The organism is Granulicella sp. L56, assembly GCF_009765835.1.
Taxonomy (GTDB): domain Bacteria; phylum Acidobacteriota; class Terriglobia; order Terriglobales; family Acidobacteriaceae; genus Edaphobacter.
In genome coordinates this window covers 837580-856802 of record NZ_LMUS01000006.1, presented here as the reverse complement: position 1 = coordinate 856802, position 19223 = coordinate 837580, and the positions used below count along the sequence as shown (strand labels likewise).

The following is a 19223-nucleotide window of genomic DNA, read 5'->3' as shown; positions in this document are numbered from 1 at the left end:
CTAGTTGCTGCCGGCGTGGTCTTCCATAGCGGGCTCCATCGGATTTTGCATGATGCCCATGTCGATGTAGATGGGACGCATGACCTGGCGGATGGCCTTAAGCTGGGTGGTGAACCAGGCGGCTCCGATGATGCAGAAGGTGCCGGTGATCATGACGGCGTGAGGAGCGCCGACACGGTGGGCGAGGAATCCCGCGAGCAGGCTGCCGAAGGGCGCCATGCCGACGAAGGCCATGGTGTAGTAGCTCATGACGCGTCCACGCTTGTCTTCAGGAACGAGGGTTTGGATGACGGTGTTGCTGGCGGCGAGTCCCTGCATCATTCCGAAACCGACGACGAGCATGAGAAGCAGTGAAAGAACAAGATGGTGGGAGAGTCCGAAGAGGATAAGACCAGTGCCGAAGAGGAAGGCGGAGAGCTGGATCATGGTGGTGAGCCCGCGGACTGATTTTCTGAGAGCCAGAGAGATGGCAGAGATGAGCGCTCCTACGCCTGATGCTCCCATGAGATAGCCGAGGGTGTGCGGGCCGCCGTGTAGCACCTGCGAAGCGAAGATAGGCATAAGGACGATGAAGGGCATGCCCATGAGGCTGATCAGGGCAAAGAGGGTCAGGATGGTGCGGATGGGGCTGAAGGCGGTGACGTAGGACCAGCCTTCTTTGAGCTGCTCGAACATAGAGGTGGTGGCACGTTTGATGGTGGCGGCAGGCACCTGCATCATGAGCAGAGAGACGACAACTGCAATGTAGCTGAACCCATCAATGGCGAAACAGTAGCCTTCGCCTACCGCCGCGATGACGATGCCGGCGAGCGCAGGGCCGATGAGGCGCGCCGTGTTCACCATGGACGAGTTGAGAGCGATGGCGTTGCCGAGGTCCTGCTTATCTTCCACCATCTGAACGAGGAAGGATTGGCGGCCGGGCATGTCGAAGGCGTTGATGAGTCCCTGAAAGGCGCTGAGGGCGATGATCTCGTGGATGGTGATGACCTTGGCGAGGGTAAGCGCGGCCATGGCTAGGGATTGAACACCTGCGAGGACTTGTGTCCAGACGAGGAGGTTGCGGCGGTTGATGCGATCAACGAGAACACCTGCGAAGGGCGCGAAGAGGAAAGTGGGAATCTGTCCGGCGAAGCCGACTACGCCGAGGAGAAGCGCTGATCCGGTGAGGCGATAGACGAGCCAACTGGTGGCGATGCGCGTCATCCATGTGCCGATGAGCGAGATGCTTTGCCCAGTGAAGAAGAGACGGAAGTTGCGATGGCGCAGCGCTCGCCATGCGTGGGCGTAGCGGCTGGTTTTGGAAGGCACTGATTCGGTGATATTCGCCATGCTTTGAGATTAGATGTTCTGACGGGCGTGACGGACCATCTCGACGAGAGCGGTGCGGGTTTCGACGGGAGTGCGGACCTCGTTAGGGAAATTAATGCGTGTACCTTTCATGCCTTCGGTGGTTTTGAGGCGGAGATGGAAGCCGAGGCGATCGACTGCGGTCATGGTAGCTTCGGTGGCTTCGAGTTGGGAGTGGGTACGGGCGAGGAGGATCATTGCGTCGACGTGGTCGGCGTTCATGTGGGCGAGGATGCCTTGCGCGGAGTCGGCGAGGGGATCGGTGGCAGAGAGGGCGTAGTCCGATGCGGTGACCCAGCCCATGACGCCGAAGCCGCCGACGTAGTAGAGATCAAGGATATCCATGCGGAAGAAGGAGAAGTCGGCGAAGTCGACCCAGTAGCGCGAGTTTTCGTGACGAGCGAGGTAAAGCTCGCGGACGGCGGCTTTGTCTTCCTCGGGGACTTGAAGGATGTTGCCGATGAGGGTCGCTCGCGCTGCGCCGAGGGGATCGCCGTCGGCTGCGGGCTGCGTGACAAAGAGGCTGGCGCGCGAGTCGACTTTGATATTTTGCGTGTGCATGGCCATGTTGCTGATGAGAAAGAGTGGGCGGCCTGCATCGTCGAGCGCGTAGGGCATGAGCGAGCCGAAGGGGAAGCCGGGCTGCTTGCGCGAGAGGGTGGAGAGCGTTGCGAGCGAATTGAGATGGAGGAGAGTGCGGGAGCGCTCGGCGTGCGTGGGCTCGGGGATGATGGGGAGCGCGGGGCCGGTGTAGGCGTGTTGCGGGCGTGTGGACATGGAGACCATTCTGATTGCGAGGTTAGGATCTTGCTCTAAAACTTCAGTACGTTGTATTTAGAGTATCGCCTGTTGCAGGGAGCTATTCTTTGCGGATGGGCTGTCGTTTGTGCCGGGCATAACGAACTGCGCTCTCGATGAGGATGAGGGCGAGTCCAGCGAAGAGGATGATCGCTGATGTGGCCGGTGGGAGCTGGAGATGTGAGGCCGTCCAGCGCATGAAGCTCAGCCAGATGAGAATGGCGAGAGCGAAGGCACCGTCGTCGACGAAGAGGCCGTAGATTTCGCGGAGAATGGTTTTGATCCACTTCATGACTGCCTCTCGCTGAATGCAGGAGCCCGCGACTGGCTGCGGCAGATCGGCACCATGAGCAGAGCGATGGCGAGATAGACGGCGATGAGGGCGAGAATCGACCAGTCGGCTGCGGGCCATGCGAGGTGCATGCCTTCTCCGACCCAGAAGGTTCCGAAGGCCGAGAGCAGGACGCCGACGGTGAACTTAAGCGTGTTTTCCGGGACGCGCGCGAGTGGGCGGTGCAGGATGAGACCGAGGACAATGACGACGAGGAGCGCGGCAACGGCTCCGAGGCTTGCCGGGAGCAGCATTCCCGTACTGCCCGCTCCGATGGCGATGACGATGAAGACAACCTCGGTGCCTTCGAGCATGGTGATGTTGAAGGCGGCGGCGAAGGCGACCTTGTCCCATGTGGCGTGGCCAGTGTCGAGGCGGCGCATGGTCTCTGTGTTCTTTGCAAAGGCTGCCTGCTCGTCGTGAAGCGGTATGAGTCCGGCGGAGCGAAGAATTGCCTTGCGCAGCCAGCGAAGACCGAAGAGAAGCAGGAGCGTGCCGACGACGAGCTGGATGATGGGCAGAGGAATGCTGGTGAGCGCGGTGCCGAGTGCGGCGACGATGAGGAGAAGGATCGCGATGGCTGCAGCACTCCCGATCAGAGCAGAGCGCCAGCCGCGTACGCTACCTACGGCGAGAATGACGGTGAGGGCTTCGACGCACTCGACGAGCGAGGCGAGGAAGGAGGCGACGATCGACGTTCCTGTGTGTGCCCAGCCGATGTCCATACTCTTTATGTTAGTGGACGGTCTTCATGCGACGTGACATGAAGTCCATGAGGAGATAGTTGCCGAGATTTTCAGGGCTGGTGAAGTAAGCTTTGCCGCGGCACATGGCTGAGACTTTTTGGACGAACTGGACGAGGGCGAAGTCGCTGGCGAGCATGAAGGTGTTGATCATGATGTTGCTGCGCTTGCAGCGGCTGACCTCTTGCAAAGTTTCTTCGATGACGAGAGGATCGAGGCCAAAGGCATTTTTGTAGATGCGTCCGTCGGCGAGAGTGAGCGCGCTGGGCTTGCCGTCGGTGATCATGACGATCTGCTTCATGTCCTTGGTCTGACGGGCGAGGATGCGCTGGGCGAGGCGTAGGCCTTCGCGAGTGTTGGTGTAGTGCGGCCCGACCTTGACGCGGGAGAGCTGCGAGATGGGAATCTCTTCGGCGCTGTCGTGAAAGAGAACGACGTTGAGTGTGTCGCCGGGGAACTGAGTCCGAATGAGATGGGCGAGCGCCATGGCTACTCTTTTTGCAGGAGTAAAACGATCTTCGCCGTAGAGGATCATCGAGTGCGAGCAGTCGAGCAGGACGACGGTGGCGCAGCTTGAGGTGTAGTCGGCCTGCTGGACGTGCAGATCGCTGTACTCGATGTTGAGGGGCGTGTTTTCTTCGCCTTCGACGGCGGTACGGATGCCCTCGCGGGCGAAGACGCTGGAGAGGGTGGCGGTGAGGTCGAGGTTGAGGGTGTCGCCGAACTCGTAGAGCTTGCTGCTGCCGTTGGTCTCGACGCCGGAGGCCTCGTGGCGGGTGTCGTGGCGGCCGAGGTTGGATTTGCCGAGAGGGCCGAGGAGTTCGCGGAGTGCTTTGTAGCCGAGGAAGTCCATTGACTTGTCGGTGACCTCGAAGCGGGCTTGGGAGTTGCCTTCGCCTTGCTCGCCGCTGCCCTGTTCGGGCATCTCGGCGTTGATGAAATTTTGCTCCTGCATCTTCTGAATGATCTGATCGACCAGGTCTTCGACCTGATCGGCGTTAAGCTGGTCGAACTTCTCCTGTGCCTCTTCGTCGAAGAGGTCGCCCGATTCGAGAGCCTGCTTGATGGCGTCGCGCAGATTGTCGAGGGTCTGGTCGTTGAAGTTCTGAAACTCGGAGTAGGGATCGTTGAAGCCGGAGTCGAGCAGAAAGTCGGAGAGGGCCTGCATGAGGTCCTCCAGCCCGAAGCTGGAGGATAGATCGCCGGTGAACTTGGTATAGCGGATGCGCTTCATAGGGCTGTCTACAGTTTAGACGCGCTGGACTGGGCTGCGGTCGCTCAATTCGTGGCGCAGCCCCTGGTTGCTATGCTCGCGTGCCTGCCATGACGGCGAAACGGTTGTCCTTGAACCAGCAATCGGCGTCGGCGAAGCCTGCTTCGCGGAGCCAGAGGAGTTGGTCGGCGACGGTGGCGCAACGGTCTTCCTGCTGACGAAAGAGCGATGCGGTGATCTGCGGCTCGCTGGCTCCGGAGGCACGGACTTGCTGAAGCCAAAGGACTTTGTAACGCTCATCGAGCGCGGGCGTGGGACCGGCCACTTGTTCGGCATTGATGAAGACACCGTTGGGGAGCAGCGAGGTGTAGATCTTTTTGAAGAGGCCGCGCTTGTCGGCGTTGTCGAGGTGGTGGATGGAGAGCGAGGAGACGACAGCGCAGAGTTTTTCCGGCAACGATTCAGTGACGTAGTTAGCGTGCTGATAGGTGATGTTGCGGTCGTTGCCGAGGCGGTCGCCCGCGAGCGAGAGCATGGGAGTGGAGAAGTCGATGAGATGAATACGCGCGTTGGGAAAGCGATTGCGGATAAGAATCGTGAGCAGACCGGAGCCCGCGCCGAGGTCGAGGATGTTCTTTGCGCCCGCAGGAATGAGATCGATCGCCCAGCGATAGAAATTATCGCAGCCAGGAATGAGGCGGGAGCGGTCCGCGTCGTAGGTAGAGGCGGTGGCGTCGAAGACGGCTTTTGTGCGATTGATCATCTCGTGCTCCTTGTTGGAAGCATAAGACATGCGAATGGTATTTTTGATTTGTATAAAAATTATGAATGGTGCTATTGAGAGCTCTGCCGTGGAAGATCTCTCAATTTTTAGTGAGCAAGCCCAGCGAGGACAGTGGTGCTGCCGCCGATGCGATTGGCAAAGGTGGGTTGTTCAAGGCCTTTCTGGATGGTAGCTGGCATGTGCGCGGAATCGGTGTAGTGCGAGTAGAACTCCGCAAAGGCAAAGAAGTCCGGGCCGTCGTCCAGCAGTTGTGTGTCGGGAGTGTAGGCCTTGATGATAGCCGGATCTGCCAGAGCGTTGCCGAGAAAATCTACGGCATCGTGGATGGCTCGCCCGCTGGGCGAGCGGTATTCGTAAAGCGGAACGTGCTGTTGCTCGGCAAATGATGCGAGCGGAGTGAGTGGTTGCAGCGCGAAGGATTGATAGTGGATGGCGCGCTCGTGACGGGCCATCTCCTGCGGGAAGGCGCCGCGCTGGTCGAGTTCGTTGATGGCCTGTTTGTAGACGCCCACGCCCCAGTCGAAGAGACTGTCGTCGGAGGAGATGACGCCGGTCGATACGGCCGCGAGGCCGCGCCAGTAATGGTGATTGTTTGTTTGCTTGCCAGCCTTGTCGAACTCCACAGTGCGGTGTGCGACCTTGTTCATCCACTGGATGTCGCGTTTTACGACTGCCTGGTCGAGCGATGGTTCGTTGACGAGAACGGACTCGCTAGTGGCGATGGCGCTGAGCGTCCACTCCACTTGATACCACGCCTGCGAACTTTCCTTTGGGGTGTAGTCGAGCAGTGCTCCAGCCTGTGCCCAGGTGTCGATCTGCTGTTGCGCGCACTGCGCCTCCTGCTTGCTGGAGGTGACCAGCCACTGGTTCATACCAGCGGTGACACGTCTTTCGAAGTTGCCATACACGCGCGTGACGGGAGCTTCGGCAGGATTGATGGGGCCATGCCCCCCGCCGAGATAGTGCGGCGGGATAATCATGCGGCCTGTGGGAGCAGGCACTTCGGGTAGTTTGGTGCAGAAGCTAAGGGAGGCGATGGCCTTTGCGATGCGTGGGTCTGTGTTGCTGGCTAACTGCGCGTGGCGCTGCTGCACGTCGATATAAGAGGCTTTGGGATTAGCGACGTGTTCCGCAGCGAACGCGGCTGTGCATGCGAACGCAAGGGCAATGATGGTGCACTTCTCTACAAATCTGGTAGACATACTGATCCCATCTTTATTGCAGGTGCGAGGAGTGATTGATTCAGAGGTTAGTTGAAGCCGCGACGGGTGCGGTTTTTGGCGGCGAAGTCCGATTCCTGTTCGCGCTCGCGCATCTTCTCGGCGTAGTTGGCGGCCTGATCGTTGTGTGATTTCTTTTCGGCTGCAGTGAAGACACGTTCTTCGGCCCGGCTGATGCGCTTGTGGGCGTACATGCCTTCGAGCAGGAATTCGGCGGCGCTTACGGCCACTTCGGGCTTGGTCTTTGCGTTGATCTGCAACGGCGAAAGCTTTTCGAAGAGACCCTGAATCTGCTGCAACTCCGTGAGCGAACCAGCGGCGGGCTGAACGTCGTTGAGCTGGACGGTGCCGCCGAGGTTGAACCATTGCTCGATCTGCTGCGTGTTGGTCGCGGCGAAGTACTGATCGAAGACACTGGCTACGCTGGCGCGGATGATCTCGCGAATGACGGCATCGGCTCCGCGCATCTCGCCTTCGTACTCAAGCTCGACCTTGCCGGTGATGCCGGGCAGCGCGGCGTAGATATCGCCTACGCGGGGAACGGCGAGCTTCTCGTCGTGGAGCAGAGCGCGGCGTTCGGCGTTGGAGATGACCAGCTCCATGGTCGAGATAGGCAGGCGCTGCGAGACGCCGCTGCGCTTGTCCACCTTTTTATCTTCGCGGGCGGAGAAGGCGATTTGCTCGACGATCTGGCGGATGTAGTGGGGGATTTCGATGTTGCTGGCGGGACGCTTCGACCAGGCTTCCTGCGTGGTGATGGTGATGGCTTCGTCGATCGATTCGGGATAATGGGTGCGGATCTCGCTGCCGATGCGGTCTTTGAGCGGAGTGACGATCTTGCCGCGAGCGGTGTAGTCCTCGGGATTGGCGCTGAAGACGATGGCTACGTCGAGAGGCAAGCGGACGGGATAGCCCTTAATCTGCACGTCGCCTTCCTGCATGATGTTGAAGAGGGCGACCTGAATCTTTCCGGCGAGGTCGGGCACTTCGTTGATGGCGAAGATGCCGCGGTTGGCGCGGGGCAGGAGGCCGTAGTGCATGGTCAGCTCGGAGCCAAGGTCCTGGTTGCTGCGAGCGGCTTTGATAGGGTCGATGTCGCCGACCAGATCGGCTACGGTGACGTCGGGAGTGGCTAGTTTTTCGACGAAACGGTCGTTGGGTGCCAGCCATGCGATGGGAGTTTCGTCACCGAGCCTGGCGATGAGGTCGCGGGCAAACTTCGAGATGGGAGCGTAGGGATTGTCGCGGGTTTCGGCTCCGGCTACATAAGGGCAGGCGGGATCGAGGAGGGTGGTAAGCGAGCGCAGGATGCGGGACTTGGCCTGTCCGCGAAGACCGAGGAGGATGAAGTTGTGCTTGCTGAGGACTGCGTTGACGATCTGCGGGACAACGGTGTCTTCGTAGCCGACGATGCCGGGGAAGAGCGTCTCTTTGGCGCGGAGCTTGGCGATGAGATTCTCGCGGAGCTCGTCCTTGACGCTGCGGGCGAGGCGTTCGGGGGTGAATTCTGATTTGCGGAGTTGGCCGAGGGTGGTGGGGAGTGCGGTCGCCATGTCTAAGTATAGATGTTTGGCTGGAGCAGAAGGTTCCGGCCTACCTTCTGCCACAATCGCTTCGGATTTGTGGCCTAAGAGATTTCGTCGCGCAGGGCTTCCATCTCGGCGAGGGCGTGCTGGTTGCCTGTTCGGTTGGCGGCGGAGATTCCTTCGTGGAGACGCGTGGCCGCCTCTTCGGTGCGGCCCAGCTTGACGAGGGTTTGCGCGGACATCTGGTAGGCGGGAACGTAGTCGGGATTGTGGCCGATGAGGGTGTTGAACTCAGCGAGGGCCGCGCCGGTGTTACCTTCGGTAGCGTAGGCCATGGCGAGGCCGTAACGGGTGAAGGCGTCGGTGGGGTTCTGCTCGAGGATCTGGGTGAAGAGGGCGATCTTGTCCATAGCTGTATGGTGCGGTGTCCGGCGTGGGCTTGGCAAATGGACGTCGGCTCAAATTAAGGCAACACCGGCTGAAGTCAGAGCAGAGCGAGGCTGAGACATTTAGACTTAGAGGTAATGAGCGATACGGTTTTAGAGCGAACGGTGGAAGAGTCGCAGTCGGAGCGGAGCGAGATTATTTTTCCGGGCGATGCGAATGCGCTGGGCAACCTGTTTGGCGGACGGCTGATGCAGTATATCGACTTGGTGGGGGCGATGGCGGCGAGCCGTCATGCAAGGGCGATTACGGTGACGGCCTCGATGGACCATCTCGATTTTGTGGCTCCGGTGCGTGTAGGCGATCTTCTGATTCTGAAGGCGAGCGTGAACCGCGCCTTCAAGACCAGCATGGAGGTTGGGGTGCGTGCCATGGTGGAAGACGTTCGCGCGCAGCGGCTCCGGCATGTCTCTTCGGCTTACCTTACCTACGTGGCGGTGGACATGGATGGCAAGGGAATTCTGGTTCCAAAGGTGGTACCGGAGACAGAGCACCAGAAACGTCGGTATGAAGACGCAGGACGGCGGCGCGAGATGCGTGCAGGAGAGACGATGCGCAAGAAAGAGATGCGTATGTCGCTGGGCGAGGGCTGGCATCGTTGATGGATGTTGTGTCCTCCACGGTTTAGCTGCGTCAACGCGATAAAAGATCTAGCGGTTTTGGAAATGGGAGATAGAAATGGGACATATGGGAGCAGGAGCACCGCAGGGGCCGCAGCCTTTGCCGGGAGTGGAGTATGTGGTTGCCGTTGGTAGTGGCAAGGGTGGAGTCGGCAAGACGACAGTGGCGGTGAACCTCGCGGTTGCGCTGGGCAAGCTGGGATATAAGGTTGGGCTGATTGACGCCGATATCTATGGGCCGAATGTGCCGATGATGCTGGGGGTAACGCGGCAGCCGAACATTGTCGGCGAGAACCGGATTGAGCCGATTGTGTCGCATGGAGTGAAGTTTATTTCGGTGGGTCTGATCTCGCCGGGTGACAAGCCGATGGTGATGCGCGGGCCGATGCTGCACCAGATCATCCGGCAGTTTTTGCAGCAGGTGGAGTGGGGCGAACTGGATTTCCTGATCGTCGATCTGCCTCCCGGGACGGGCGATGTGGTGATCTCGCTGGTGCAGACGGTGCCGTTGACCGGGGCAGTGGTGGTTTCGACCGGCTCGGGCGTGGCGTTGCAGGATGCGCGGAAGGCGCTCGAGATGTTCCATCAGGTAAAGGTCGAGGTGATTGGCATGGTCGAGAACATGTCGCAGATGACGCTGCCGAGCGGCGAGGTCATCGATGTTTTTGGCGCGGGCGGGACGGAGCGGACGGCGGCGCAGTTTGGGCTGGATTTTCTGGGTGCCGTGGAGCTTGATCCTTCGATTCGCGAGGGCGGTGACAAGGGCCTGCCGGTGGCGCTGGCCGGGCCGGATTCGGCCAAGGCCAAGGCGTTTTATGAAGTGGCGAGGAAGGTCGCGGCCAAGGCGCAGGAGATTGCCGACAACAGCGAGGATGTGCTCGAGATCAGTTAAAAAGCATGAGCTGATCTTGCGTAGTTGACTACCGGCGTAGAGTTAAAGGTATCGGGGGGTAGCTGGAATGGCGGATGCAGAGCGGGTTACGGCGCGGCAGCGAGCCATTCTGACGGCTGTTGTCGAAAGCTACATCGAGACCGGAGAGCCGGTAGGCTCGGGGACGATCGCGCGGTTGCAGATGAGCGATGTCGCTGGCATGAGCTCAGCCACGATCCGCAATGAGATGGCGGAACTGGCCGATGCGGGGCTGCTGGAGCAGCCGCATACCTCGGCGGGGCGGATTCCGACGGCCCGGGCGTTTCGCATGTATGTGGAACAGTTGAGCGGCGGGGCGAATCCCCGAATTGACGCGGCTAGGTTGCCGGCGCTGTCGCGGCGGCAGATTGATTCGAGCTTCGTAGGATTGGCGGGAGTGCAGGCGGTGCTGGAGCGGACATCGCATGTGCTGGCCACGCTTTCGAGCGGCGTAGGCGTCGCGATTGCCGCTGCGGCAGATGGCGACATGCTGGAGCATGTGCATTTTTCGCGATTGGCCGTGGCGCGGGTGCTGGCGGTCGTCGTAACGCGGAGCGGGATGGTGCGGGACCGGGTGCTGGCGCTGGATCGGGATTTGACACTGCGCGAACTGGAGACGGCGGCGAACTTTTTGAACGAGAACTTCCGGGGATGGAGCGTGGAACGGGTTCGCGCCGAGATAGCGCGGATGCTGGAGCGGGAGCGAAGTGAGTACCAACTGCTACTGAATTCTGTGCAGCAGCTTTGGGTGAAGGCAATTCCGGAGACCGACGTTCCGGTGCAGACGGTCTATGTTGAGGGTGTGGCCAATCTGCTGGGCAGTCAGGGGATGGGCAGTTATGAGGACCGCGAGCGGTTGCGCGAGGTGCTGGCCGCGCTGGAGGCGAAACAGCGGCTCGTCGAACTCCTGAACGCCTATATCGACTCCAGGCAGGAGAGTGTCCGCGTAGTCTTCGACCTGGAGGAGCAGGCGCCGGAGATGGCGGGATTGGTGCTGATCGCGGCCCCGGCGCGGATGGGCGGCGAGAGCCGGGGAACGGTGGGCGTGATCGGCCCGAAGCGGATGCACTACGAGAACACGATGAATGCGGTGGGCTATATTGCACAGGTATTTGACCGGATGCTGCATCCAATCGAGTGATGGCTTTCTGCTGGCGGGGTAGACGATGACAGTGGAACGGCAGTGGGACCGACTCGCGCGATGGGCGCGAATGGGCAACAATAGAAGAGGGAACGATATGAGGAGACACGATCACATGCAGGACGAGATGACGGTGGACGCTGTGAAGGAAGGCGATGTTGCGTCTGGTGCGGCGGCTGAACCGATAAGTGAGACGAGCGCTGCCCACGCCGAGCTGGAGCAGGTGAAGGGCGAGCGCGACCAGTTGGTCGACCGGCTGGCGCGGTTGCAGGCCGAGTTTGAGAATGCCCGCAAGCGCGAGGCAAAAGAGCGCTCCGATTCACGAGACTACGTGATTTCGAATACGGTCGAGCCGTTTCTGAGCGTGATGGATAACTTCCAGCTTGCGCTCAAGGCCGATGGTACGGTGGAGCAGCTTCGCGCCGGTGTGGAACTGATTCTAAAGCAGATGGAGGACTCTCTGCGGGGGCTGAACGTGGTTGCGGTAGAGACGGTCGGGACGCAATTCGACCCTCGAGTCCACGAAGCTTTGGGCAGCATTGAAACTAAAGAGTTTCCCGATCATCAGGTATTAGAAGAGATTCGGCGGGGGTATAAGATCCGTGAAAAGCTGTTACGGCCTGCGCTGGTGAGGATTGCTGCAAACGCGGACCAGATCGCTGATTAGGTGCGTGTTTGAAACGCGGCTGATGCAAAGTTATAGAAGAGAGACTGTGGAATGAGTGCGACGGCAAACGTGACAAAAATCGATTTTTACGAAGTGTTGACTGTTTCTCGGGACGCGAACGATCAGGAGCTGAAGACGGCCTATCGCAAGTTGGCGATGCAGTATCATCCCGACCGCAATCCGGACGATCCCACGGCGGAAGAGAAGTTCAAGGAGTGCAGCGAGGCTTATCAGGTCCTGAGTGACCCGGAGAAGCGCGCGGCCTACGACCGTTATGGCCATGCGGCATTTAATGGTGGTGGTCCCGGCGCGGGTGGAAATCCGTTTGCCGGTGGCGCGCAGGACCTTGGCGACATCTTCGGCGACCTGTTCGGTGAGATGTTCAACATGGGCGGTGGTGGTGGCGGCCGCAAGGCTTCGCGGGTACAGCGCGGGCGCGATCTTCGCTATGACCTGACGCTGGAGTTCGAGGAGGCGGTCTTCGGCAAGGAGAAGGAGATCACCATCCGGCGTATGGAGACCTGCGTGGATTGCAAGGGTTCAGGCGCGGCCAGGGGCAAGGCTCCTGTGACTTGCACGCAGTGCGGCGGACGTGGCCAGCAGCGGTTTCAGCAGGGATTCTTTTCCGTGGCACGGACATGCTCGGTGTGTGGCGGCACGGGAACGTTGATTGTCGATCCGTGCCAGACCTGCAGGGGCGAGACGAGGGTGCAGACGGAGCACAGCATTCTGGTCAAGGTTCCGGCGGGCGTCGAGCAGGACACCCGGATTCGTTATCAGGGCGAGGGTGAGGCTGGAAAGTTTGCCGGGCCTGCGGGCGATCTCTATGTCGTGCTGAACGTGAAGGCGCACAAGTTTTTCGAGCGCGACGGCGATGATCTGCATTGCGTGATGCCGATCTCGTTCCCGCAGGCGGCGCTGGGAACGGAGCTGGAGATTCAGACGCTTGAGGGAGAGGCGACCATCAAGATCCCCGAGGGGACGCAGAGTGGCAAGGAGTTCAAGCTGCGCGGCAAGGGCGTGCCTCACCTGAACTCTCATGGCAAGGGCGATCTGGTCATCGAGATTCGCGTGCAGACCCCGGGCAAGCTGAGCAAGCAGCAAAAAGAGTTGCTGCGGCAGTTGAGCGAGACGATGGTGGTGGAGAATACGCCTACTTCGCGCGGTCTGTTCGACAAGGTTAAGGAGATGTTCACCTAGACAGGCGTAATTCGCGGTCGATTTGTTTTATGGGTGGTCAGTTCAGGTAGGACGAGGCTATGGCGATGGCAGCGATGGCTGCGGTTTCGGCGCGTAGGATGCGAGGGCCGAGGGTTACTGGTGTCCAGTTGTGCGCGGTGAAGAGGGTCATCTCTTCGGGTGTCCAGCCGCCTTCCGGACCTATGGCTAGAGCGACGGGCTCATAACCCGTAGATCGCGCGGAAGCGGTAAGAGCTGCGGATAGCGGAGTGGCTTGTTCGGTCTCGCTGAGCAGAATGCGCGTGGGACTTTGCTCTTGTTCGAGGGCAGCCTTCAGGATGGCGGGATCGGCGATCTTGGGGATGTCGGTGCGGCGGGATTGCTTGGAGGCTTCAAGGGCGATGCGCCGCCAGCGCTCGGCTCGCTTTGGTGCGGCGAGGGACAGATGCTTTTCGGTGCGCCGGGCGAGGATGGGCGTGATGCGGGCGACGCCCAGCTCGGTTGCCTTTTCGATGGCCCATTCCATGTGATCGAACTTGAAGACGGCCAGCAGCAGGTGAAGGGGCAACGCTGCATCAGCTTCGAGCTCTTCATGGAGATTGAAGAGGACTTCCTTGTCGGAGACGCTGGTGATTTCAGCGCGGTGAAGGAAGCCTCCGGCGACGACATCGAAGATCTGGCCGGCCTCGGCGCGGAGGACGCGGGCGAGATGGCCGGCCTGATCTCCAGTGAGGGTGGCGGTGGTTGGGGTCCAGGTATCGGCGATCCAGCGGCGGCGAGTCATACCTGAATTATTACTGATCGAAGTTGGTGGAGACAGTCTTTGTGTTGAAGGGGATGGCGATGGGGAAGGCCCCGCCGTGATAGAAATCCACATTCAGGATGGCGGATTTGCGATGGTTCCATACGTCCAGCGTGATCGGGAACTGGAGGAGAACCATGCCCTGGGCGGAGGTTCCGGGAGCGATCAGGGTTTCGCGGCGGAGCGGGGCTGAGGCCAGAGGCTTGAGGCCGGGGAAGGAGGTGTAGATGTTGGGCAGGTTCTTCTCTTCGGCGGCGCTGGTGGTGATCTGCTGGTCGTCGGCGGTGGTGAGGGTGGCGGTGAAATCCTTGAGGAAGAGGGGAAGGTGCAGCGGATCGTCGACGCGCAGGTTGGCGAGGACGTAAAGGTTGTCCTCGGCTTTGTCGCTGCCTACGACGATCGAGTTGGACTTAAAGACGGTATGCGTGGGATAGATCGCGGTGTGTGTGATGGTGAGGTCCACCGTCTGGGCAGGGGTATGGCGAATGACAAGCGCAATGACTACGCCAAGCAGAAGAAATGCAATGAGCACAGGCGCGAGCAGATTCCGGTGTGCGTGTTGTTCGAATTTTAAGTCGGTCACTGGATTGAGGATAGCAAGGGAAAATGGCCTCGAGTCAGGTTTTTTGAAGCGTCCACTACACCAAAGTATGCATACCTCTGAATCGAATTGCTTTATTGGACGGCGTATTCATCGAGAAGAACGCTGATGAGAGCTGCCGTCGGAACGGCGACGAGGGCTCCAACGATGCCGGCCAAAGCCGTTCCGCAAAGCAGGGCGATAAGCACGGTAAGCCCCATCAGGTTGACACTGGAGCGCATAATTCGCGGAGTGAGGAAGGCGTTCTCGATGTTGACGTAGATGGCGTAGAAGATGAGGACGCCGCCCATTTTGGTCCAGGAGTCCAGAGCCGCCACGCCTGCGGCGACCACGATGGTGATGACTCCGCCGGCGATGGGAATGATGTTGAACAGGCCCATCAGGACGCCGAGCAGAAGGAAGTAACGGACGTGGAGGATGCCGAAGACGATGGTGCTGGAGATGCCAAGGATGAGCATGAGCAATCCCTGGCCGAAGAGCCACTTGCTGATCTTCAGCTCGGCCTTTTGGAGGGTGTTGTCGAGACGGGCGCGCTGCTGGTAGGGAAACAACGACAGAAAGTAGCGGTAGGCGTATTCGCCTTCAAGCATGAAGTAGATGCAGAGGAAGGCGGCGGTGAGGATATCGAAGAGATGCGAGAGCCAGGCAGGCAGCGACGTGAAGATATAACTGGCGGTCTCGGTGAGAGTCCCTTCCGCGCGCTGGATCATGGAATCGACGTTGAATTTGGCGGCAAAGGGAAGTCTGTTGATGCGGTCGACGGTCGCGGGAATGCGCTGGGGAAGCTCGGTCGAAAAACCACGGAGGTCTCGCAGCACAGGCGGCAGGCCGAAGGTCAGGAAGAGGGTGAGCGCGAGCGCGACTCCGACGATGAGGATGATGAGGGCAACCACGCGCGAGGGATGGTAGCCGCGGAGATTGAGTTTGCTGATACGGGTAAGGATCGGGGTCAACACCACCGCGAAGAGGGCGCTGACGTAAATGATCTCCAGCTCTTTAAGCAGATGCCATGCGAGGTAGAGGGCAAGCAGGACGGCGATAGCAAAGAGGATGTGGCCGCGTACTGCTTTGCGGGATTCTTTGTTGCCGGGGCTAAGGTCGGGCATCGAGGTGGACAGCGCTATTCTCCTGTGGGTTGCTGACAGAGTTGGATGCAGATAGTGTGCGCGCAGCGGCTCAGAGGCGGTAGTGCGGAGTTTGATTCAGTGCGGCGATCAGGAAATCAACAGTCTCTTCCGGCGTAATGGCGGCGGTATCGATGGTGAGGTGGGCGAGGCGGAGGTAGAGCGGGTGGCGAGTGGCGAAGCGGAGTTGTGCCGCATCCGGGTCGGCCAGCACAGGCCGGGAGAGGCCTTGCATCATGCAGCGGTCGAACAGGACCGGGAAAGGGGCATCGAGGAAGATGGTGAAGGTCGCAGGGGTCTGTTCGAGCAGAAGACGGTTGGTGAGGCCTTCGGGAGTTCCGCCGCCGAGAGCGAGGACCGTATTGGAGTGGCCTAGCGCGGAGGCCAGCGCGGTGGATTCGAGGCGGCGGAAGTGGGCTTCGCCGTGGCGCTCGAAGAGCTGGGGAATGGTGGCGCCGGTGCGCTGCTCAAGGTGCGTGTCGAGATCGAGGAAGGTCCAGCCGAGACGCGAGGCGAGAACGCGGCCGATCGTGGACTTGCCCGCGCCCATGAATCCGGTGAGGACGAGGCGTCGAAGATGCGGCGGGATGGGGGGCTTCACTCCGGCTTCGGTTGGCGTGTCTGGTTGGTTGGTGGTCTGGATGGTGATCATGGCCTCTCCTCTAGTTTAGTTCGGGCTGGTTTCGGGTGGCGAACATGCAAAAGCCGCGATCTTTGGGGATCGCGGCTCGGGAAGTTCGAAGACTCTGAAGGGTGTCTGTTGGTTCAGAGAGTCATGCGAGAGTTCCGCGGGGCCGCAGCAATGGGCCAGTAGCGGAAGCTAAAAAAGACGGGCTGGAAGCGGCTCGACATGATGAATTCACCATACACGGGCGATGGAAGGGTTGCAAGAACTAGCTGTGGGCTCTTTGGGAGGTACCCCACCCCCCCCACCCCCTAAAACGCATAAAATGTCTAAAATCAGTGATATAGCGAAATTTATTCCGCTAAAATATTGCATTGATGGAGCTTATGGGTAGAATATTGATTCTAAATGGTTTACTCCAGATGTAGTTTTGGTGATTCGAGCAAAACGCAGATTCCCTTCGGGAATGACAAACAAAAGGGAGCTACTTTCCCTTTGGGAGTGACAAGCAGAGGAAGCCACACCTGAGAGGAAATAGTCTTAAAAGGTTTAGGCCCAACACGAATGCTGGGCCTGATATGAAGAATTCTTATGCTTTTTTAGTGTAACGAATGGAGCGAAACTAATTTGCAGTATGCCCGGATTTATTTTTGAACGAATAAATTGATTGATTGCAGTAATTTAGTGGTCAAAAACGAAGTGCAGCAGTGCCTCCGGGGGCTTGACAGCAAAATCAATAAGGCCGTGCTGGTTAGGCTGAATGGTTATTTAGGGCGGTGAGCGTCAGCGTGGATACGGTCTGAGTCCATGCCTTCCTGAATCTTCTTCCAGACGTTGTCGCTGGGTTCGAGGGTAGGTTGCAGCAGAAGGCTGGCCTGATCGGCGATGTATTGAAGGTCCCGGACGAGGGCCGAACAGTTTTCACAGGTCTTCAGGTGATCGACGAGAATGGGATCTTCCGGAGTTCCATTGCCGCCGGAGGCGAAGAGATCGGGAAGCTGCTCCTGAAAGTCGGCGCAGGAGATGGTGGCAGGGGATTTTGAATTGGAATTCTGCGAAGTCATTGAGCGGCCTCCTTGAGGCCCGCTTGCTGGATAGACTGTTCGGGTTGACGAAGCAGTTCGCGTAGCTTGAGTCGTGCCTTGTGTAGCTGAGATTTGCTGTTTCCGGTGGAGCATTCGAGCATGGTGGCAATCTCATTATGCTCGAAGCCTTCGACGTCGTGGAGAATGAATACCATGCGGTAGCCGGGCGGTAACGAGGCCACGGCACGCTCGAGAGCGACACGGTCGACCGAACCGGCGAGCTGTGGGTCCCGGCTGCCGAAGTCGCGTTTTGGCGCGTCGTCTTCGGAAGGGTTGATCGTCTCTTCGAGAGAGACGAGATTCAAGCCTTTTTTGCGCAGATGCATCAGGACGAGGTTGACGGTGAGGCGATGCAACCAAGTGGAGAAGGCCGACTCGCCGCGAAAGCTGCCGATCTTGCGGAAGAGATGGAGGAATGCCTCCTGGGTCATGTCTTCTGCTTCGGAGACATTGCCCAGCATACGCAGGCAAAGGGTGTAGACGCGGCGCTTGTGCAGCGCGTAGAGCTTGGAGAACGCCTCAGCGTCTCCCGCCTTCGCGCTCTCGATTGCCTCGGCTTCACCGGCAATCGGCGGATTTCGTTTGAACAGGCTGGGCCCGGGCTTGGTTTCAGTCATTCGTAGGCCTTGTTGCTCCATGAGGGTTAAACTCCATGTTTGTGCATCGCTTCATTGTCGCCTGCCTGAAGCTTATCGCAAACGTAAGGATTTTTGAGGTTCCTAGGTTTGAGGGAGAATTCGGGTCAAAGGTTGTGTGCATCCTTGAATGAGACGGAATTCAAAGGGTTTGGTGAGCTTTTGACCCAGAACCTCAAGACCCGATAAAGCGAGCATAGAGCGAGCGGGCAAGAGTTACGTCGGTTGTGCCCTGGATGATGGCGCGGCCATCGGCGAAGAGGGTGAGGGTATGGGGGCCATGCTCGAAGCGGAGCAATAACTCATTGAAGCGGACTTGTCCGTGGGGCGCAAGACGGTCGCGCATGGCAGCGAAGTCGATGGGGCGATGATGCTCGTGGATTTGAACGGAGTTTCGTCCGCAGAGCGTGATATGAGGGCGGCCTTCGCCGGCGAGATGGCTGAACGATCGCTGGCCGCAGACGACGCAGTCTGGGTTGGGGTGACTGGTTGAGATCTCGGAGCGCTCGCTCGTCCACAGGTCGAAGGACAGTAAAGAACGGCGCATGAGGCGGGACTGGCCGGTTAGGAATTTCAGGGCTTCGGTGACCTGGATGGATGCCGCGAGATTGACGGCGGTAGCGAGAATGCCGGAGGTGTCGCAGGTCTCGACCGGGCCGGTGGGAGGCTTGGGAAAGATGCAGGCAAGGCAGGCAGTGGGATCAGGAGATGCACTGCCGGGGACGATGTTCATGGTTGCGGCGTAGGCCCCGATGGCCGCGGCATAGATCCACGGCTTCGATTGCTGAACGGCGTAGTCGTTGAGCAGATAACGGGTCTCGAAGTTGTCGGTGGCGTCGAGAATGAGGTCGGCGGGGCCAAGGAGTTCGGCGATATTGGCAGGCACCAGGTCGGCGATGTGAGCATGGACGAAGACGCCTGAGTTGAAGAGCGCGATCTTGCGGCGAGCGGCTTCGGCTTTGGGCAATGATTGGAGCGCGTCGGCCTCGTCGAAGAGCACCTGGCGCTGGAGGTTCGATGGCTCGACGAAATCGCGGTCGATGAGCGTGAGTGAACCTACTCCGGCGCGGGCGAGCAGCGATGCGGAGGCTGCCCCGGTGGCTCCCACGCCTATGACGGCAACATGTGCCGAGGCGAGCTTGTGCTGTCCTGCTGCGCCGATGCCGGGAAAGAGGATCTGGCGGGAATAGCGATCTTCGTCGGAGATGGCCGAAGGTGAGGGAAGGGGGGCAACGGTCTGAAGGGAAGTTTCGGGCATGATCGAAGCGTTGCACGCTAAAACAGCGTGCTCTTTCGTAGTATAGGGAATGCGTGGATGGTTGAGCGGCGCTGGCCGACATTGCAGGAGTTTTTGGCATCCAACCCTGTTCAATGGCAAGTCTTTAGGTTGTTCCGGCAGAGTATTCGGTATTGTTCTCATTGAGAGAA

The 19223-nt window shown here is 59.4% G+C and carries 21 protein-coding genes; 5 read left to right on the top strand and 16 right to left on the bottom strand.

What is annotated here, in order from left to right; all coding sequences use genetic code 11:
* From GSQ81_RS11520 to GSQ81_RS11480, 9 genes are all read right to left on the bottom strand, one after another.
* Positions 1–1329 carry an MFS transporter gene (locus tag GSQ81_RS11520; RefSeq protein ID WP_158910885.1) on the bottom strand — a complete coding sequence of 443 codons (1329 nt, stop codon included), beginning with the start codon at positions 1327–1329 and terminating at the stop codon, positions 1–3.
* A 9-nt stretch (positions 1330–1338) separates the two neighbouring features.
* Positions 1339–2124 (bottom strand): HugZ family protein, encoded by a 786-nt coding sequence (locus GSQ81_RS11515; RefSeq protein WP_254060136.1) that lies wholly within the window; start codon positions 2122–2124, stop codon positions 1339–1341.
* An 82-nt stretch (positions 2125–2206) separates the two neighbouring features.
* Positions 2207–2437, bottom strand: a complete 231-nt coding sequence (locus tag GSQ81_RS11510; protein ID WP_158910883.1) for a hypothetical protein — start codon at positions 2435–2437, stop codon at positions 2207–2209.
* The gene (locus tag GSQ81_RS11505; protein ID WP_158910882.1) at positions 2434–3201 is read right to left on the bottom strand and encodes a COG4280 domain-containing protein; all 768 of its coding nucleotides are present in this window, start codon (positions 3199–3201) and stop codon (positions 2434–2436) included. Before GSQ81_RS11505 ends, GSQ81_RS11510 begins: the two co-directional genes overlap by 4 nt.
* 10 nt (positions 3202–3211) lie before the next feature.
* Positions 3212–4453, bottom strand: coding sequence for a VWA domain-containing protein (locus GSQ81_RS11500; protein WP_158910881.1), 1242 nt, complete (start codon positions 4451–4453; stop codon positions 3212–3214).
* 70 nt (positions 4454–4523) lie between these two features.
* Entirely contained in the window at positions 4524–5195 is a 672-nt protein-coding gene (locus GSQ81_RS11495) for a trans-aconitate 2-methyltransferase (protein ID WP_158910880.1), read from the bottom strand.
* A 107-nt stretch (positions 5196–5302) separates the two neighbouring features.
* Positions 5303–6418: an alginate lyase family protein gene (locus GSQ81_RS11490; RefSeq protein WP_158910879.1), complete on the bottom strand. Its 1116-nt coding sequence runs from the start codon at positions 6416–6418 to the stop codon at positions 5303–5305.
* 47 nt (positions 6419–6465) lie between these two features.
* Positions 6466–7989, bottom strand: a complete 1524-nt coding sequence (locus GSQ81_RS11485) for a sigma 54-interacting transcriptional regulator (protein WP_158910878.1) — start codon at positions 7987–7989, stop codon at positions 6466–6468.
* A 74-nt stretch (positions 7990–8063) separates the two neighbouring features.
* Positions 8064–8372 carry a tetratricopeptide repeat protein gene (locus GSQ81_RS11480; protein ID WP_158910877.1) on the bottom strand — a complete coding sequence of 103 codons (309 nt, stop codon included), beginning with the start codon at positions 8370–8372 and terminating at the stop codon, positions 8064–8066.
* Positions 8373–8486: 114 nt separating this feature from the next.
* Here GSQ81_RS11480 and GSQ81_RS11475 point away from each other — a divergent pair, with 114 nt between their 5' ends.
* From GSQ81_RS11475 to dnaJ, 5 genes are all read left to right on the top strand, one after another.
* The gene (locus GSQ81_RS11475) at positions 8487–9008 is read left to right on the top strand and encodes an acyl-CoA thioesterase (RefSeq protein WP_158910876.1); all 522 of its coding nucleotides are present in this window, start codon (positions 8487–8489) and stop codon (positions 9006–9008) included.
* A 76-nt stretch (positions 9009–9084) separates the two neighbouring features.
* A complete protein-coding gene (locus GSQ81_RS11470) occupies positions 9085–9918 on the top strand; it encodes an Mrp/NBP35 family ATP-binding protein (protein WP_158910875.1) in 834 nt (277 codons plus the stop codon).
* Positions 9919–9985: 67 nt separating this feature from the next.
* The gene (gene hrcA, locus GSQ81_RS11465) at positions 9986–11077 is read left to right on the top strand and encodes a heat-inducible transcriptional repressor HrcA (RefSeq protein ID WP_158910874.1); all 1092 of its coding nucleotides are present in this window, start codon (positions 9986–9988) and stop codon (positions 11075–11077) included.
* A gap of 97 nt (positions 11078–11174) precedes the next feature.
* Entirely contained in the window at positions 11175–11744 is a 570-nt protein-coding gene (locus GSQ81_RS11460; RefSeq protein ID WP_158910873.1) for a nucleotide exchange factor GrpE, read from the top strand.
* Positions 11745–11813: 69 nt separating this feature from the next.
* Entirely contained in the window at positions 11814–12944 is a 1131-nt protein-coding gene (gene dnaJ / locus GSQ81_RS11455) for a molecular chaperone DnaJ (protein ID WP_216846487.1), read from the top strand.
* 37 nt (positions 12945–12981) lie between these two features.
* Here dnaJ and GSQ81_RS11450 read toward each other — a convergent pair whose 3' ends face one another.
* The 7 genes from GSQ81_RS11450 to GSQ81_RS11420 all read right to left on the bottom strand — a co-directional run bounded on the left by GSQ81_RS11450 (position 12982) and on the right by GSQ81_RS11420 (position 19053).
* Positions 12982–13707 carry a 16S rRNA (uracil(1498)-N(3))-methyltransferase gene (locus tag GSQ81_RS11450; RefSeq protein WP_158910871.1) on the bottom strand — a complete coding sequence of 242 codons (726 nt, stop codon included), beginning with the start codon at positions 13705–13707 and terminating at the stop codon, positions 12982–12984.
* Between the two features lie 10 nt (positions 13708–13717).
* Positions 13718–14257, bottom strand: coding sequence for a hypothetical protein (locus GSQ81_RS11445; RefSeq protein WP_158910870.1), 540 nt, complete (start codon positions 14255–14257; stop codon positions 13718–13720).
* A 143-nt stretch (positions 14258–14400) separates the two neighbouring features.
* Positions 14401–15432: an AI-2E family transporter gene (locus GSQ81_RS11440; RefSeq protein ID WP_158910869.1), complete on the bottom strand. Its 1032-nt coding sequence runs from the start codon at positions 15430–15432 to the stop codon at positions 14401–14403.
* A 70-nt stretch (positions 15433–15502) separates the two neighbouring features.
* The gene (locus GSQ81_RS11435) at positions 15503–16102 is read right to left on the bottom strand and encodes a shikimate kinase (RefSeq protein ID WP_158910868.1); all 600 of its coding nucleotides are present in this window, start codon (positions 16100–16102) and stop codon (positions 15503–15505) included.
* A 737-nt stretch (positions 16103–16839) separates the two neighbouring features.
* Positions 16840–17139 carry a hypothetical protein gene (locus tag GSQ81_RS11430; RefSeq protein ID WP_158910867.1) on the bottom strand — a complete coding sequence of 100 codons (300 nt, stop codon included), beginning with the start codon at positions 17137–17139 and terminating at the stop codon, positions 16840–16842.
* A complete protein-coding gene (locus GSQ81_RS11425; RefSeq protein ID WP_254060135.1) occupies positions 17136–17777 on the bottom strand; it encodes an RNA polymerase sigma factor in 642 nt (213 codons plus the stop codon). Before GSQ81_RS11425 ends, GSQ81_RS11430 begins: the two co-directional genes overlap by 4 nt.
* 193 nt (positions 17778–17970) lie before the next feature.
* Entirely contained in the window at positions 17971–19053 is a 1083-nt protein-coding gene (locus GSQ81_RS11420; RefSeq protein WP_158910865.1) for a ThiF family adenylyltransferase, read from the bottom strand.
* Positions 19054–19223 lie beyond the last annotated feature (170 nt).

Excerpts from the sequence above, each read along its gene's own strand:
- GSQ81_RS11520 (WP_158910885.1), bottom strand. The coding sequence starts at position 1,329 with ATGGCGAATATCACCGAATCAGTGCCTTCCAAAACCAGCCGCTACGCC.
- GSQ81_RS11515 (WP_254060136.1), bottom strand. The coding sequence starts at position 2,124 with ATGTCCACACGCCCGCAACACGCCTACACCGGCCCCGCGCTCCCCATC.
- GSQ81_RS11510 (WP_158910883.1), bottom strand. The coding sequence starts at position 2,437 with ATGAAGTGGATCAAAACCATTCTCCGCGAAATCTACGGCCTCTTCGTC.
- GSQ81_RS11505 (WP_158910882.1), bottom strand. The coding sequence starts at position 3,201 with ATGGACATCGGCTGGGCACACACAGGAACGTCGATCGTCGCCTCCTTC.
- GSQ81_RS11500 (WP_158910881.1), bottom strand. The coding sequence starts at position 4,453 with ATGAAGCGCATCCGCTATACCAAGTTCACCGGCGATCTATCCTCCAGC.
- GSQ81_RS11495 (WP_158910880.1), bottom strand. The coding sequence starts at position 5,195 with ATGATCAATCGCACAAAAGCCGTCTTCGACGCCACCGCCTCTACCTAC.
- GSQ81_RS11490 (WP_158910879.1), bottom strand. The coding sequence starts at position 6,418 with ATGTCTACCAGATTTGTAGAGAAGTGCACCATCATTGCCCTTGCGTTC.
- GSQ81_RS11485 (WP_158910878.1), bottom strand. The coding sequence starts at position 7,989 with ATGGCGACCGCACTCCCCACCACCCTCGGCCAACTCCGCAAATCAGAA.
- GSQ81_RS11480 (WP_158910877.1), bottom strand. The coding sequence starts at position 8,372 with ATGGACAAGATCGCCCTCTTCACCCAGATCCTCGAGCAGAACCCCACC.
- GSQ81_RS11475 (WP_158910876.1), top strand. The coding sequence starts at position 8,487 with ATGAGCGATACGGTTTTAGAGCGAACGGTGGAAGAGTCGCAGTCGGAG.
- GSQ81_RS11470 (WP_158910875.1), top strand. The coding sequence starts at position 9,085 with ATGGGACATATGGGAGCAGGAGCACCGCAGGGGCCGCAGCCTTTGCCG.
- hrcA (WP_158910874.1), top strand. The coding sequence starts at position 9,986 with ATGGCGGATGCAGAGCGGGTTACGGCGCGGCAGCGAGCCATTCTGACG.
- GSQ81_RS11460 (WP_158910873.1), top strand. The coding sequence starts at position 11,175 with ATGAGGAGACACGATCACATGCAGGACGAGATGACGGTGGACGCTGTG.
- GSQ81_RS11450 (WP_158910871.1), bottom strand. The coding sequence starts at position 13,707 with ATGACTCGCCGCCGCTGGATCGCCGATACCTGGACCCCAACCACCGCC.
- GSQ81_RS11440 (WP_158910869.1), bottom strand. The coding sequence starts at position 15,432 with ATGCCCGACCTTAGCCCCGGCAACAAAGAATCCCGCAAAGCAGTACGC.
- GSQ81_RS11435 (WP_158910868.1), bottom strand. The coding sequence starts at position 16,102 with ATGATCACCATCCAGACCACCAACCAACCAGACACGCCAACCGAAGCC.
- GSQ81_RS11430 (WP_158910867.1), bottom strand. The coding sequence starts at position 17,139 with ATGACTTCGCAGAATTCCAATTCAAAATCCCCTGCCACCATCTCCTGC.
- GSQ81_RS11425 (WP_254060135.1), bottom strand. The coding sequence starts at position 17,777 with ATGACTGAAACCAAGCCCGGGCCCAGCCTGTTCAAACGAAATCCGCCG.
- GSQ81_RS11420 (WP_158910865.1), bottom strand. The coding sequence starts at position 19,053 with ATGCCCGAAACTTCCCTTCAGACCGTTGCCCCCCTTCCCTCACCTTCG.